Origin of the sequence: Streptomyces ossamyceticus (assembly GCF_001418475.1) — a bacterium.
Lineage (GTDB): Bacteria > Actinomycetota > Actinomycetes > Streptomycetales > Streptomycetaceae > Streptomyces > Streptomyces ossamyceticus.
In genome coordinates this window covers 21,533-36,782 of sequence record NZ_LIQX01000041.1, presented here as the reverse complement: position 1 = coordinate 36,782, position 15,250 = coordinate 21,533, and the positions used below count along the sequence as shown (strand labels likewise).

Annotated in this window: 9 protein-coding genes; 8 read left to right on the top strand and 1 reads right to left on the bottom strand. The window is 71.1% G+C overall.

The window, feature by feature from the left end; genetic code table 11:
- Nucleotides 1-666 precede the first annotated feature (666 nt).
- The 7 genes from AOK15_RS03985 (at nucleotide 667) to AOK15_RS03955 (ending at nucleotide 12,115) form a co-directional block, all read left to right on the top strand.
- Nucleotides 667-2,202, top strand: coding sequence for a DUF4192 domain-containing protein (locus AOK15_RS03985; RefSeq protein WP_240508295.1), 1,536 nt, complete (start codon nucleotides 667-669; stop codon nucleotides 2,200-2,202).
- A 280-nt stretch (nucleotides 2,203-2,482) separates the two neighbouring features.
- A complete protein-coding gene (locus AOK15_RS03980; protein WP_240508294.1) occupies nucleotides 2,483-4,702 on the top strand; it encodes a glycogen debranching N-terminal domain-containing protein in 2,220 nt (739 codons plus the stop codon).
- 151 nt (nucleotides 4,703-4,853) lie between these two features.
- Nucleotides 4,854-5,612 carry an NUDIX hydrolase gene (locus AOK15_RS03975; protein ID WP_055512786.1) on the top strand — a complete coding sequence of 253 codons (759 nt, stop codon included), beginning with the start codon at nucleotides 4,854-4,856 and terminating at the stop codon, nucleotides 5,610-5,612.
- A gap of 118 nt (nucleotides 5,613-5,730) precedes the next feature.
- Nucleotides 5,731-7,797 carry an ABC transporter ATP-binding protein gene (locus AOK15_RS03970; RefSeq protein ID WP_055512784.1) on the top strand — a complete coding sequence of 689 codons (2,067 nt, stop codon included), beginning with the start codon at nucleotides 5,731-5,733 and terminating at the stop codon, nucleotides 7,795-7,797.
- Nucleotides 7,798-7,968: 171 nt separating this feature from the next.
- Nucleotides 7,969-8,856 (top strand): FadR/GntR family transcriptional regulator, encoded by an 888-nt coding sequence (locus AOK15_RS03965; protein WP_107099329.1) that lies wholly within the window; start codon nucleotides 7,969-7,971, stop codon nucleotides 8,854-8,856.
- Nucleotides 8,857-9,600: 744 nt separating this feature from the next.
- Nucleotides 9,601-11,139: an RNA polymerase sigma factor gene (locus tag AOK15_RS03960; RefSeq protein ID WP_055512790.1), complete on the top strand. Its 1,539-nt coding sequence runs from the start codon at nucleotides 9,601-9,603 to the stop codon at nucleotides 11,137-11,139.
- A 160-nt stretch (nucleotides 11,140-11,299) separates the two neighbouring features.
- Nucleotides 11,300-12,115 carry a serine protease gene (locus tag AOK15_RS03955; protein ID WP_055512780.1) on the top strand — a complete coding sequence of 272 codons (816 nt, stop codon included), beginning with the start codon at nucleotides 11,300-11,302 and terminating at the stop codon, nucleotides 12,113-12,115.
- 181 nt (nucleotides 12,116-12,296) lie between these two features.
- On the opposite strand, the gene AOK15_RS03950 is transcribed toward AOK15_RS03955, so the two are convergent.
- The gene (locus AOK15_RS03950; protein WP_055512778.1) at nucleotides 12,297-12,527 is read right to left on the bottom strand and encodes a DUF7455 domain-containing protein; all 231 of its coding nucleotides are present in this window, start codon (nucleotides 12,525-12,527) and stop codon (nucleotides 12,297-12,299) included.
- A gap of 467 nt (nucleotides 12,528-12,994) precedes the next feature.
- Between AOK15_RS03950 and AOK15_RS03945 the strand changes: the two genes are divergently transcribed.
- The gene (locus tag AOK15_RS03945) at nucleotides 12,995-15,118 is read left to right on the top strand and encodes a DNA gyrase/topoisomerase IV subunit B (RefSeq protein WP_055512776.1); all 2,124 of its coding nucleotides are present in this window, start codon (nucleotides 12,995-12,997) and stop codon (nucleotides 15,116-15,118) included.
- The last annotated feature ends 132 nt before the right edge of the window (nucleotides 15,119-15,250 follow it).

The following is a 15,250-nucleotide window of genomic DNA, read 5'->3' as shown; positions in this document are numbered from 1 at the left end:
CCGGCGGGGCCACGGCACCGCCTGCCGCCCCGCCGGTCAAGGCCCGTTCCCCGCACAGTGACGTGCTGGTCGGCTCGGGGCCGGCCTCCCCCTCCGCCCCCGACGACAAGCGGGTCGACTGAGTCGGCTGCGGACGAGGGCGGATGCCGGGGATCCGTGGTGGGCAGGTGCGCGTCGTTCATGGCCCCATGCAAGCCCATGCCTCGGACATCGCGGGACGAGCGGTGCGGATCTGTGGACAACTGCTGACGTGGTCATGGTCGGACTTATCCACAGGTCAAAGCGGAACTTCAAGATCCGCGAGATGGTCGCCACATGACGAATCGCAGCGAAGCGGCCGGGACCTCCGGCAACGGTGACATCAGCGGGCAGAACGGCTGGAGTGGGCGCGGGGAGACCACCGCGTACGAGGACCGCGAGCGGCGGCCTCTCCCGGATCGTGACGACCGGGAGCCACGATCCCGGTTGGAGCGTGACGAGTGGGGGCCACGGTCTGGGTCGGAGCGCGACGACCGGGCGCCGAGGCATCAGCCCGGGCACGAGGAGTCCACGGGGCACGGGGCGGTGCCTGACAGGGTGGTGCCGCTCATGGGGCACGCCTCGGCATCCGAGGGGACAGCCCCGCCCATGGGGCACGCCTCGGCGTCCGAGGGGACAGCCCCGCCCATGGGGCACGGTGAATGCGGGGCGTACGCGGGGCACGGCGCGGCTGCCGGACCCGGCGGCGAGCAGCAGGTCACTCTGCGGACCCCGGCCGAGCTCGCCGACGCCCTGCCGTATCTGCTCGGCTATCGCCCCGAGGACAGCATCGTCCTCGTCGCGCTGCACGACGGCGAGACGAAGGGGCGTTTCGGCGGGCGTGCCCGGCTCGGGATCCCGCCCCACACGGACGACTGGCCGTCCGTGGCGCAGCAACTGGCCCACGGGCTGGTGACCGGCAGCGAGCGCCGGGGCGCCAAACCGGAGAGCATGGTCGCCTTCCTTTGCGAGGACCCGGCGGGCGGCGAGTCGGCGCGCGACGTCATGGAGCGCCTGAGGCCACTGGCCCAACTCCTGCGCAGGGCCTGCGGCGCCCTCGACGTCCCGGTGGTCGAGGCCCTGTGCATCTCCGACGGCCGCTTCTGGTCGTACTGCTGCCCGGGCAACGGATGCTGCTCCCCGGACGGCGAGGCGATGGGGCTGCCCGGCACCTCCGTACTGGCCGCCGCCGCGACCTACGCGGGCCTTCAGGTGCGCGGCACGCTAAGGGAGTTGAGGGCGCGACTCATGCCCTGGGAGACCGCGGCGGCCTTGCAGCAGGAGGCCGCGCTCGACACCGCCCAGGCTGCCCTCGTCCCGCGCATCCTGGAAGCGGAGAGCCGCGCAGACGTGGCGGAGGAGACGCTCGCGGTGGTCCGGCGCGCCATGGAGCGCCTCGCGGCCGTTCCGACCATGGCCAGCACCCTCGACGCGGACCTGCGTGACGACGAGCTGATCGGTCATGACGACGCCGCGACCATGATCCTGGGCCTCCAGGACAGGGCGACCCGGGATCGGGCCGCGGAGTGGATGGAGGGTGACGAGGCGAGTCCCGCGCTCCGACTCTGGCGCGCTCTCGCCCGCCGCTGCGTGGGCCCCTACGGAGAACACGCCGCAGCCCCTCTCACCCTGGCCGGCTGGGTGGCGTGGTCCACGGGCGACGAGCTGGAAGCGCGCGAAGCCCTCGCCATGGCCCTCGCCGCCGACCGTGACTACCTCTTCGCCCGCCTCCTCCACCAGGCCTGCAACGACGGCCTCGACCCCGAGTCGATCCGCCGCTGCCTCCGAGCGGAACGCAGGGGGCGAGAGCTTCCGACGACCACGACGGAGGCAGATGCCGAGGCCGCACCGGACGTCGCGGAACAGCCGAGCGAGGTGACAACCGCAGTCGACGCCTCGCCCGGTGACATGGCATCCGTGGCATCCGCTGACAAGGCATGCGGCAACGGCTCTCGGCGACGGCGCCGATCACGACCGGAGCGGAGCCCGGACACCCGCGCCAGCCGGCGTTCACCCGGTGGCCCGGCCCAGCAACGCCGTCCGCGTTCCACCGACGGCGCCTCACCGGGAGGCCGACGCTCGGCACGCGCCGCCGACGGCCCCAGCGGCCGGGCACGGGCCCGCAGGGCCGTCGACGGCCAAGGAGCGAAGCCGGAGGGGACGCATGTCGATGAACAGCCGTGACATGGAAGGGACGCATGCCGATGAACGGCCATGGCCCGGAAGGGCGGTACGCCGACGGGCGGTCGTGCCCCGGATGGGACGTACGCGATGAGCGGTCGTGCCCCGGATGGGACGTGCGCCGATGAGCGGCCGTGACCCCGAGTGGAGCCGTTCCGTTCACCTGAGTGGCGGTATCCGTGGCTTGCCCTCGCTGCCACCCCGTCCCGTCATACCGTCACCGCTGCCCTCCATCAGGTGCCGAGCGCACCCACCGCGCGCCGAACGCAGAAGAAGCCACTCCATGTCCCTGCCCTCCTTGCCCGACGCCTACGACGACATCCCGTCGTTCGGCAGGCTCCGCCAGCCCACCCCTCGCACCCGGGGCCGGGACGGCATCCCGGCCCCGCGCCCGGAGATCCGCAACCCGTCGTCGCCCGTCATCGGCGTGCGCCCGAGGAACCCCGCCGGCACCAAGCCCTCCCCAACCGGCCTGGGCGCCTCCACCCCACCGACCGGCACGCGTACCGGAAACCAGGCCCGTACCCAACCGACGCTTCCGGGCCCCCGGCGCCCCACGGAACTGCCCCCCGCCCACACCACGTTGATCTGCGTCGCTCTGCCGGGCCTCGCGATCTCCGGCGAACACGGTCAGCTGACCGGCAAGGGGCTGGAAGGCTTCTACCGCGGGGGGCGGCGCATGCTCTCCCGCTGCCAGATCCGTGTGGCCGGACGGGAGCCCCTTCCCGTACAGGCACGGATGGTCACGGCCGACCGGGCCCGCTTCGTGGGAACGCTGCGTGTCTCCGCCGACGCCGGCCCCGACCCGGACGTGATGGTCGAACGCACCCGCCACGCCGACGGCACCGAGCGGATCACCCTGCACAGTACGGCCCGCCGCCCACTGCGCCTGCCCGTCGAGGTGTCTCTGGGCACGGACCTCGCGGAACTGGGCGCCGTCGCCTCCGGCAGCGCCGGGCCGGAGCTGCCCGCCAGCGTCCGTGACGCCGGCCTGCGCTGGTCCTGCGCCACCGGGCACTCGACCGTCACCGCTTCCCCGCCCCCCTCCGACGCCCTGGCCTCCGCCGGCCTGCTGCGCTGGGAGTTGGAACTGCCCTCCGGTGGCTCGCGCAGCGTGGAGCTACGGGTACGACCGGACGGGGCGGGCCCCATCAGACCGGTGGGACGCGGGGCCACGAGCCCGCTCGCCCAGGCGGAGGCCGCGGGCGACGACTCCCGGGCCGGGGCGCTGCTGCACACATGCCTGGAAGACCTGGAAGCTCTGCTGCTGCGCGACCCCGCCAACCCGTCCGACATCCACCTCGCGGCGGGCGCGCCCTGGCGCTGCGGCATGGCCCCGGCCGACGCCCTGATCGCGGCCCGCATGACGCTGCCCCTCGGTACGCGTCTCGCCGCGGGCACCCTGCGCACCCTGGCCCGCACCCAACTCGCGGGCCCGACGGCCCAGTCGGGCAAGATCCCCGGCCCACGGAGGGACGCGGGCCCTCATCTGCCGCCGGGCTGCACCGGCACCGAGGCCACCCTCCTCTTCCCCGTCCTCCTGGCCGAGGCCAGACGCTGGGGGTTGCCCGAGCAGGAGACAGAGGACCTGCTGCCAGCAGCCGAGCGCTGTCTGCGGTGGCTGCGGGCCACCGTCGGAGCCGGGACCTATCTGCCCGACCCGGACCCCGGCGGCCCGCTGCGCTGCGAGACCCAGGCACACGCCCACCGGGCCGCGTTGCTGGGCGCCGACCTGCTCGACGCGTACGGCCGACCCGGCGCGGACGAGCTGAGGGAATGGGCGATACGACTGCGCACCCGATTCCAGGCGGACTTCTGGGTGGAGGATCGCGGCGGCGGCCGACCCGCCGCCGCCCGCACCCCCGACGGGCGCCTCGTCCCGCATCTGGGCGCGGCCACCGCCCACCTCCTCGACACGGGCCTGCTCGGCGGGGGCCGCCAGGCCCCGGGCCTGCTCGACAAGGTGCAGACCGAGCAGCTCACGCGGTTGCTCGGAGGACCTGCCATGGACTCCGGGTGGGGGCTGCGCAGCCTCGGCGCGAAGGAGGTGGCGTACAACCCGTTCGGGCATCGCAGTGGTGCCGTGCGCGTGCAGGAGACGGCGATCGCGGTCGCCGGGCTCGTGGCGGCGGGCTACGAGAAGGAGGCGAGCGCTCTGATCCGGGGAGTGCTGGCGGCGGCCGAGAGCTTCGGCCACCGGCTGCCGGAGATGTACGCGGGGGAGCAGCGCACGGCGGGCGGCGCGCCGCTGCCGCATCCGGCCGCCTGCAGACCGGCCGCGACGGCAGCGGCCTCGGGTGTGCTGCTGCTCACCATCCTCGTGGGCATCCGGCCGGACACCCCGTCCGGCACGGTGACGCTGCGTCCGGTGAGCAGCGCACCGCTGGGCGAGATCGGCCTGACCGGCCTGCGCGTGGCCGGCGCCCCCTTCGCCGTGCGCGTCAGCAGACTGGGGCTCGCCATGGTCGAGGAAGCGGCCGACGGTCTGCAGCTGGGAGGGTGACCTCGGCGGACGCGTGATCGACCACGCCCTGTGCGGACCTCGCGAAGGCGCCGGGTGGATCATGAGCCAGGTGTTGGAGAGAAGCGGATCAAGAACGGAAGCGACCACGGAAGGGAGTGTTTATCGTCAGGAAGACGACTATGATCGCGGCATGCCCTACGACCCGTCGGACTACCCGCCCTTCGCCGTCACCGTCGACCTGGTCGTGCTGACCGTCCGCCGCCACGCGCTGTGCGCGCTGACCGTGCGGCGGGGCGAACAGCCCTTCCAGGGGCGGTGGGCGCTGCCCGGCGGTTTCGTACGGCCCGACGAGGATCTGGCGCAGGCCGCCGCACGCGAACTGTCCGAGGAGACCGGGCTGACCGCCCACGATCCGTCCGCCCCCGCGCAGGACAACGGCGCGCACCTGGAGCAGTTGGCGACCTACGGCGACCCGAAGCGGGACCCGCGGATGAGGGTCGTCAGCGTCGCTCACCTCGCGCTCGCCCCCGACCTGCCGGCACCCCGCCCGGGTGGCGACGCGAACAGCGCGCGCTGGGCGCCCGTCGAGGAGTTGCTGGCTCACGGGGGCTACGGGCACGACGGCGAGCCGGTGGCGCCGCTGGCCTTCGACCACGCGCAGATCCTGGCGGACGGTGTGGAACGTGCTCGCTCGAAGATCGAGTACTCCTCGCTGGCGACCGCCTTCTGCCCGCCGGAGTTCACCGTCGGTGAGCTGCGCCGCGTCTACGAGGCGGTGTGGGCCGTGGCGCTGGACCCGCGCAACTTCCACCGCAAGGTGACGGGCACGCCCGGCTTCCTGGTGCCGACCGGTGGCACCACCACCCGGCAGGGCGGCCGCCCCGCCCAGCTCTTCCGTGCCGGTGGCGCCACCCTCCTCAACCCGCCGATGCTCCGCCCCGAGGTCTGACGGGGCGCGGTCCAAGGAGCCGAGGTCTGCCCGGCGACGTCGCCCGGCGCTGCCCGCTGCCTCGAAGCGAGCCGCGAGGTGCCCAGAAAACCGGACATACCGCGCTATCTTGCTTCGGGTGATCCAGGCCATCGGACTGACCAGCACCCCTCGCAAGGAGCTTCCGCCCGCCGTCGACGACGTGTCGTTCGAGGCGCACGCCGGCCGTGTCACCGCACTCCTCGGAACGCCGGGGGCGGGCAGGACGACCGCGCTGAGGCTGATGCTCGAACTCCAAAAGGGCCGCGGCATCACCTATTTCAGAGGCCGGCCCCTGCACCGCGTCGCACACCCCAACCGCGAGGTGGGTGTTCTGCTCGGCGAAGTACCGGGGCACCCGGCCCGCACGGTGCGAGGTCATCTGCGGATGCTGTGCGCGGCCGCGGGGCTGCCCGCGCGGCGGGCCGACGAGGTCCTGGAGGTGGTGGGCCTGGTCGGTCTGCGCGAGGCCCGGTTGAGCACCCTCTCGCGGAGCATGGACCGCCGACTCGGCCTGGCCTGTGCGCTGCTGTCCGACCCGCACGCCCTCGTCCTCGACGAGCCCGCTCACGGGTTGTCCGTGCGCGAAGGGCGTTGGTTGCACGGGATCATGCGGGCGCACGCGGCCCAGGGGGGCACCGTCCTGTTCACCACCGGCGACCCCAAGGAGGCCGCACGGATCGCCGACCGAGTACTGACCCTCGAACAGGGCCGACTCGTGGCCGACCAGGACGTCGCCGACTTCTCCCGCACCCGCCTCCGCCCCCGGGTGGCCGTCCGCACCCCGCACGCTGCCCGCCTCGGCGCCCTGCTGACCAAGGAGGCCCGGACCGCACGACGTTCCGTGGAGATCGTCCGAGAGGGCGGCAACCGGCTCTCGGTGTACGGGAGTACATGCGCCGAGGTCGGCGAGACAGCGTTCCGCCACGGCATTCTCGTACACCAACTCGCCGACGAGATCGGTGACATGGGACCGACGGCGGCGGCAGTGGCGGCGACGGTCAGGGAGACGGCCGCCGCGACGCCGACACCGTCGTGGCCTGGTGAAGGGGAACCAGGGGAGGCGGAAACCGGCGGCTCCGTCGAGGATTCGCAGGGGGTGGGCGATGACTCCGAGGTGGCCACGAACGCGCGTCGGCTGTCACACGCAGACTCCTCCCCGCCCTCCACCCCTCCCGTCTCTCACCGAAGTCCCGTCAGTCGCGGAAACCTCGCAGACTCCGCCGACCTCGCTGATTTCATTAACCGCTCCAGCCCTACCAACCACACGGATCACATCAACACCACCGATGCTTCACAGCACCTCGACCCCCAGTCGCCCCACCTGGCCCGCCTGCCCCACTCGGTCGAAACCGGCGCACTGCCTCCGCTCCCGCCCCCCATCACCGTTCGCCCGGCGTCCAACCCCCTGCGTCCCGTGCTGTACGAGTTGCGCAGGGCCACGGGGGTCGCGACCGGTTATGTGACCGCGGTCGTCGTGATCGTCGTCTCCGCGGTCATGGCCGGGGCGCTGGCCAGGATGGGGCACACCTCGCAGCCACGGCTGCTGGCCGCGTGGCCGCGGGAGCTTCCGCTGCCGCCCGCGGCCGTCGGCGCGGGGCTGCTCGGCGCGATCTCCTTCGGAGACGAGTTCCGGTACCCGGCGCTGGCCGCGGACCGCGGCCCCGTGCCCCGTCGCCTGGGGCTGCTCGCTGCGAAACTCCTCGTCGCGGCAGCCACCGGGCTGCTGCTGGCCCTGATCGCCGTCGGCTGCGACCTGGAGGTGCTCTACCTGCTCCACGGACCGGAACTCACCTCGGTTCCCGGCGACTGGCTGCCGCTCGGTGCCAGTTGGCTCGGTCTCGTCGTGGGGTGCGCCTGGGCGGGAGTCCTCGCCGCGGGGGTCTTCCGTTCCACCAGTGCGGGACTTGCTGCCGTGGTCGCCGTCCCCCTCCTCGTCGTCCCCCTGGTGCAGAAGGTGCTGGAGGGGCCGACTGTGCGGCATGCGATCGGATTTCCGATGCGGCTGCGCGAGCTCGTGCTGACGCAGTGGCCGTTCGGAGGTGAGCGCTACGTGGAGGCGGCGGCGCAGGTGATCGTCCAACCCGAGGGAGGGGCGCTGCTGTTGTCGCTGACCGCGTTGCTGGGGGCCTATCTGCTCACGACGGTACGCAACAGGGTCCGATGATGATGGCCCTCACCCTCCGTGCTCTTCGGCCGCCGCAATGTGCACAACTCCTCGTGGAACGCCCATTTCTTTCCGATAAGGCGTCAATTGCGACGGGGTGAGCGATCACCCTTTCGTGTGCTTTTCACCAAAGACCTCAAGGGAGTTGAGAACACAGCCGACAAAGGATGCGTGAGTACCCTTGCGCACACCATGATGACCGCCGCCCGCTCCGCCGATTCCGGCCTCGCAGGACCGGGCGGACTCGACCGCTACCCCTACGCCGAGCACCCCGGCGTCGACCGTGTCGGCATCCCCTCCTGGGACGGCGCGGACCCCGAGCTGGGGCGCGTGGGCCGTCGCACCGCCGGGAGCCGTGGACGCGGGCTCCACGGCCAACTCGTCCAGCAGCTCGGCCAGATGATCGTCTCCGGCGACCTGGGTGCCGACCGCCCGCTCGTCCCCGAGGAGATCGGCCAGCGGTTCGAGGTCTCCCGCACCGTCGTCCGCGAGTCCCTCCGCGTACTGGAGGCGAAGGGGCTGGTCAGCGCCCGCCCGAACGTCGGCACGCGGGTCCGCCCGGTCAGCGACTGGAACCTGCTCGACCCGGACATCATCGAGTGGCGGGCCTTCGGCCCCCAGCGCGACGACCAGCGACGCGAGCTCAGCGAGCTGCGCTGGACGATCGAGCCGCTCGCCGCCCGCCTCGCCGCCGGGCACGGCCGCGACGACGTCCAGCAGCGGCTCGGCGACATGGTCGAGCTCATGGGGCACGCCATGGCCCAAGGTGACGCGCTGACCTTCTCCCGCGCGGACGCCGAGTTCCACTCGCTGCTCATCCAGGTCGCCGGCAACCGCATGCTGGAGCACCTCTCCGGCATCGTCTCGGCAGCGCTCCAGGTCTCCGGCGGCCCCGCCACCGGCTGTGACCGGCCGGGCGAGTCGACCCTCGTGCACCACGCCCGGATCGTCGACGCCCTCGCCGCGGGCGACGGAGGGGCGGCCGAGGCGGCCATGCGGCAGCTGCTGACCGTCCACCCCGAGGTGGAACGTGTGGTGCCCGCGCCGCGCGAGCACTGAGGGCCCGCAGAGCGCGACACGAGCGGCACGGTCGCGGTGTGAGCCCTCGACGGCCCTGATCGGCCGACGAGCCGTGTGCCGCCGGACCTCATCGGATCCTTCCGGGATTCGGCGGGGCCCGGCGGCTCGACGGGCCCGACGGGCCGCCGGTCGGGGCGCCGATGCCGGTAAGCGTGGCGTAGGCGTAGCCGTAGGCGTACGCGTCGGTGCCGGGCCGCCGTCCGTCCCGGATGTGCGGAACCCGCGCCGCGCCCGGGTTCCTGTCAGTCTCCGACTCGCCGGCGTCGATGCGATAGATGCGGCCGCCACCGGTATCGACTGGGGCTGGATCGCCCCGGCCGGTTGTCCCGCTCCCGCCCTCCGCACCCCGTCGGCCCTCAGAACGGGACCGTAACCCTCCGCAAATATGGCGGGCCTCTGCTGGGGAGTTCGTTCGGGAATCGTGTGGGTACACGAGGCAAGAGCACCGGTCGTGGCCCTGCTCGACTACCTCTGGCTATGTCTGACCGCTTTTGAGTGCTTACGGGGTGTGACTCGGGCCACGCAGATTGGGCGTAACGCTCGCGGGAACCACGCGATGACCTAAGAGGTGACAGCCGCGGAGGGAATACGGACGCCGTTCAGGGCGCTGTGCATCTTCCCGGCCCCCGCCCGCACCGTCGGCCCATCCCCAAGCCGGTGGTCGGCTCCTGTCCGCAGTGGACGGGGCCGGAAGCCGTTTTCCAACGTTCCGAGAGGTTGTTCGTGTCGGCCAGCACATCCCGTACGCTCCCGCCGGAGATCGCCGAGTCCGTCTCTGTCATGGCGCTCATTGAGCGGGGAAAGGCTGAGGGGCAGATCGCCGGCGACGATGTGCGTCGGGCCTTCGAAGCTGACCAGATCCCGGCCACTCAGTGGAAAAACGTACTGCGCAGCCTCAACCAGATCCTCGAGGAAGAGGGTGTGACGCTGATGGTCAGTGCCGCGGAGCCAAAGCGCACCCGAAAGAGCGTCGCAGCGAAGAGTCCGGCCAAGCGCACCGCCACCAAGACGGTCGCGGCGAAGACGGTGACCACCAAGAAGGCCACCGCCGCCGCGTCGGCGGCACCCGCGGTCGAAGCCTCCGCCGAGGACGCCCCCGCCACGAAGGCCGTCGCCAAGAAGGCGACTGCCAAGAAGGCGGCCCCTGCCAAGAAGACCGTCGCCGCCAAGAAGACGGCGGCGAAGAAGACCACTTCCAAGAAGGACGACGTCGAGCTCATCGAGGAGGAAGTCCTCGAGGAGACCCCGGGCGGCAAGCCCGGTGACGAGCCCGAGGGCACCGAGAGCGCCGGTTTCGTGCTCTCCGACGAGGACGAGGACGACGCGCCGGCCCAGCAGGTCGCCGCCGCCGGTGCCACCGCCGACCCCGTCAAGGACTACCTCAAGCAGATCGGCAAGGTCCCCCTGCTCAACGCCGAGCAGGAGGTCGAGCTCGCCAAGCGCATCGAGGCCGGTCTGTTCGCCGAGGACAAGCTGTCCAACGCCGACAAGCTGGCCCCCAAGCTCAAGCGCGAGCTGGAGATCATCGCCGAGGACGGCCGCCGCGCCAAGAACCACCTCCTGGAGGCCAACCTCCGTCTGGTGGTCTCCCTGGCCAAGCGCTACACCGGCCGCGGCATGCTCTTCCTGGACCTCATCCAGGAGGGCAACCTCGGTCTGATCCGTGCGGTCGAGAAGTTCGACTACACCAAGGGCTACAAGTTCTCCACGTACGCCACCTGGTGGATCCGTCAGGCGATCACCCGAGCCATGGCCGACCAGGCCCGCACCATCCGTATCCCGGTGCACATGGTCGAGGTCATCAACAAGCTCGCGCGCGTCCAGCGCCAGATGCTCCAGGACCTGGGCCGCGAGCCCACCCCGGAGGAGCTGGCCAAGGAACTCGACATGACCCCGGAGAAGGTCATCGAGGTCCAGAAGTACGGCCGCGAGCCGATCTCCCTGCACACTCCGCTGGGCGAGGACGGCGACAGCGAGTTCGGTGACCTCATCGAGGACTCCGAGGCCGTCGTCCCGGCCGACGCGGTCAGCTTCACGCTCCTCCAGGAGCAGCTGCACTCCGTCCTCGACACGCTCTCCGAGCGCGAGGCGGGCGTCGTCTCCATGCGCTTCGGTCTCACCGACGGTCAGCCGAAGACCCTCGACGAGATCGGCAAGGTGTACGGCGTCACGCGCGAGCGCATCCGCCAGATCGAGTCGAAGACGATGTCGAAGCTGCGCCACCCGTCCCGCTCGCAGGTCCTGCGCGACTACCTCGACTGAGCCCGTCGCGGCACCGTCCGCGCGGCTGGCTGGCCGAGACAGGCATCGAAGGCCCGGTTCCCTCGTAGGAGCCGGGCCTTCGGCGTGGGCGCGGCATGCGGGCGCCCGCCACGTGGATAACTCTGGGTGTGCCATCCATCTCCCGGAGTCAGGAGCGCGCATGCGTCCCACCATCGCCCGACTGCTGGCCCTCGCGGCCGCCACGGCCGTCATACCGCTGGCCGCACCGCCGACCGCGACCGCCGACGTCGTCATCGGCGGTCACCCCGTAGAGATCTCCCAGGCGCCCTGGACGGTGGCACTGTCCAGCCGTGACCGGTTCGGGGGTACGAGAGCCGGGCAGTTCTGCGGCGGCGTCGTGGTGGGTCCCTCCACGGTCATGACGGCCGCCCACTGCCTCAGCGAGGACGTGCTGGGCGGGCCCCCGGCAGGGCTCCCCGACCTGAAGGTCATCACGGACCGCGCCGATCTGCAGTCGAACGAGGGCCGTGAGATCCCGGTGAGCGACACCTGGGTCAATCCGCACTACGACGCCTATACGAATGTGGGGGACTTCGCCGTGGTCACCTTGGCGACGCCGCTGCCGGCGAGCTCCGTCCTCCCGTTGGCGGAAGCCGGCGATCCGGCGTACGAGGCGGACACGGCCGCGGCCGTCTACGGCTGGGGTGACACCACGGGCGCCGGGGACTACGCGCTGAGCCTGCGGGCCGCGTCGGTGCGGGTGCTGGCCGACTCCGTGTGCGAGACGGCCTACCCGGGCGGCGCGGAGGGCCGGTATCGGGCCGACTCCATGGTGTGCGCGGGAGAGCTGAACGGCGGCCGGGACGCCTGCCAGGGGGACAGCGGAGGGCCGCTCGTCGCCCAGGGCAAGCTGATCGGACTCGTGTCGTGGGGCAGCGGCTGCGGGCTGGCCGGGAGCCCGGGGGTGTACACCAGGGGCTCCTACGCGGCCCAGATGCTGGCGGAGAGCCTCTGAGAGGTCGTTGAACGCCGTACCGGCACATGAGCCGCACCCCCGACGCGGCACCGCCACGGTGCCGTACAGGGCCGCGAGAGCGGGCGCGCGGAACGAGAGCGGGCGGCCACCCCGTGTGTGCGGGAGTGGCCGCCCGGTCACCGGCCTCGAGCCGGTGTCGGCTCGTCGTTGGTGCGAAGCGTCAGCGTTCGTCGGTTTCCGCGGTGGCGGGAACGGACGTCAGCCGCTCCGTCTCGTCCTGTATCTCCGCGGCGATCTTCTTGAGCTCAGGCTCGAACTTACGCCCGTGGTGGGCGCAGAACAGCAGCTCTCCACCGCTCAGCAGGACGACGCGCAGATAGGCCTGGGCGCCGCAGCGGTCGCATCGGTCAGCGGCCGTCAGCGGGGTCGCGGGGGTCAGAACAGTAGTCACGTCGCCTCTTCTCTAGCTCGACGAGCTGTCGTACCAGGGTCAACATCCAACCAGGCCGAAAACGTTCCCGCTCGCGGCTTTTCCTCGAAAAAATCTTTCCAGGCCGGCTGTCTGTTGCCGGTTGGCGGCGAATGAGCCGTAGTGCGTGTCTTCGTGTCGTACGGGTTCGCGCTGTCTGTCGGTGGTTCTGGTGGTTGCTCTCTCGGTTGTACGGTCCTCCCGGCTGGGTTGCCGGTTGTTCATGAGGACGTGCCCGGAGCCTAAATGGTTCATGCCTCGAAGGGAACGTGATATGTACTTCACCCCATCGAGGGATCGAACACGCATGCGAGCCTGGACTACCCTGAGTTTCCAGCGAGGGTGGCGTTACAACGGCTCTACCAGGGCTCGGTACCCTCGGACCGGCAACCGAGCCGGGCCCCTTACCCAAAAGGGCCTCACCTGAAATTCAGCGAGGAGCGAACCGCGTGACCGCCGAGACGTCCGTGCCGTCCACAGCGCTGCTGACCGGAGCAGACCGGGACGGTTCCAACTACACCGCGCGGCACCTGCTCGTCCTCGAGGGGCTCGAGGCCGTGCGGAAGCGCCCCGGAATGTACATCGGCTCGACCGACAGTCGAGGCCTGATGCACTGCCTCTGGGAGATCATCGACAACTCCGTGGACGAGGCCCTCGGAGGCTACTGCGACCACATCGAGGTGATCCTCCACGACGACGCCTCCGTGGAGGTCCGGGACAACGGACGCGGCATCCCCGTGGACGTCGAGCCCAAGACCGGCCTGTCCGGCGTCGAGGTCGTCATGACCAAGCTGCACGCCGGCGGAAAGTTCGGAGGGGGCTCCTACGCGGCCTCCGGCGGTCTGCACGGCGTGGGCGCCTCCGTGGTGAACGCGCTCTCCGCCCGTCTGGACGTCGAGGTCGACCGCAACGGCGGCACCCACGCCATCAGCTTCCGGCGCGGTGTGCCGGGCGCCTTCGCGGGCAACGGCCCGGACGCGAAGTTCGAGGCCGCGAGCGGGCTGCGCAAGGCCAAGCGGATCCCCAAGACGCGCACCGGCACGCGCGTGCGCTACTGGGCCGACCGCCAGATCTTCCTCAAGGACGCCAAGCTCTCGCTGGAGAACCTCCACCAGCGTGCCCGCCAGACCGCGTTCCTGGTGCCCGGCCTGACCATCGTCGTCCGCGACGAGTACGGGCTCGGCGAGGGTGGGAGCAAGGGTGAGGAGTCCTTCCGCTTCGACGGCGGTATCAGCGAGTTCTGCGAGTACCTGGCCACCGACAAGGCCGTCTGCGACATCCTCCGCTTCACCGGCGAGGGCACCTTCAGGGAGACCGTCCCCGTGCTGGACGAGCACGGCCAGATGACCCCCACCCAGGTCACCCGGGAACTCGGCGTCGACGTCGCGCTGCGCTGGGGCACCGGCTACGACTCGACCCTCAAGTCGTTCGTGAACATCATCGCCACGCCCAAGGGCGGCACCCATGTCGCCGGCTTCGAGCAGGCCGTGGCGACCACGATGAACGAGGTGCTGCGCGCCAAGAAGATGCTCCGGGTCGCCGAGGACGACGTCGTCAAGGACGACGCCCTGGAGGGTCTGACCGCCGTTGTCACCGTGCGTCTGGCCGAGCCGCAGTTCGAGGGCCAGACCAAGGAGGTCCTCGGTACGTCCGCGGCCCGCCGGATCGTCGCACAGGTGATCTCCAAGGAGCTCAAGGCGTTCCTGACCTCCACCAAGCGGGACGCCGCCGCGCAGGCGCGGGTCGTCATGGAGAAGGTCGTCGCGGCCGCGCGTACGCGTATCGCCGCACGTCAGCACAAGGACGCGCAGCGGCGGAAGACCGCCCTGGAGTCGTCGTCGCTGCCCGCCAAGCTCGCCGACTGCCGCAGCGACGACGTCGACCGCAGCGAGCTGTTCATCGTCGAGGGCGACTCGGCGCTCGGTACGGCGAAGCTCGCCCGGAACTCCGAGTTCCAGGCGCTGCTGCCGATCCGCGGCAAGATCCTCAACGTTCAGAAGTCGTCCGTGACGGACATGCTCAAGAACGCCGAGTGCGGCGCGATCATCCAGGTCATAGGGGCCGGGTCCGGGCGTACGTTCGACATCGACGCGGCTCGGTACGGCAAGATCATCATGATGACCGACGCCGACGTGGACGGTTCCCACATCCGATGCCTGCTGCTGACGCTGTTCCAGCGGTACATGCGGCCGATGGTCCAGGCGGGCCGCGTCTTCGCCGCGGTGCCGCCGCTGCACCGGATCGAGCTGGTCCAGCCGAAGAAGGGCCAGGACAAGTACGTCTACACGTACTCCGACCGGGAGCTGCGGGACAAGCTGCTGGAGTTCCAGAGCAAGGGCGTCCGCTACAAGGACTCCATCCAGCGGTACAAGGGCCTCGGCGAGATGGACGCTGACCAGCTGGCGGAGACGACCATGGACCCGCGCCACCGGACGCTGCGGCGGATCAACCTGTCGGACCTGGAGGCGGCGGAACAGGTCTTCGACCTGCTGATGGGGAACGACGTCGCGCCGCGCAAGGAGTTCATCTCCAGCTCCGCGGCCACGTTGGACCGGTCCCGTATCGACGCGTGAGCGCCGCGCCCGTCCGACCGTCGGTCGGGCGGGCGCACTGTCTCAGGCACGAAGTCGGCCCGTGCTTCACCTGATGGGGTGAACAATGGCGAAGGGCCTCGGCGGGGATCACCGCGGTCTGTCCATGCTTGG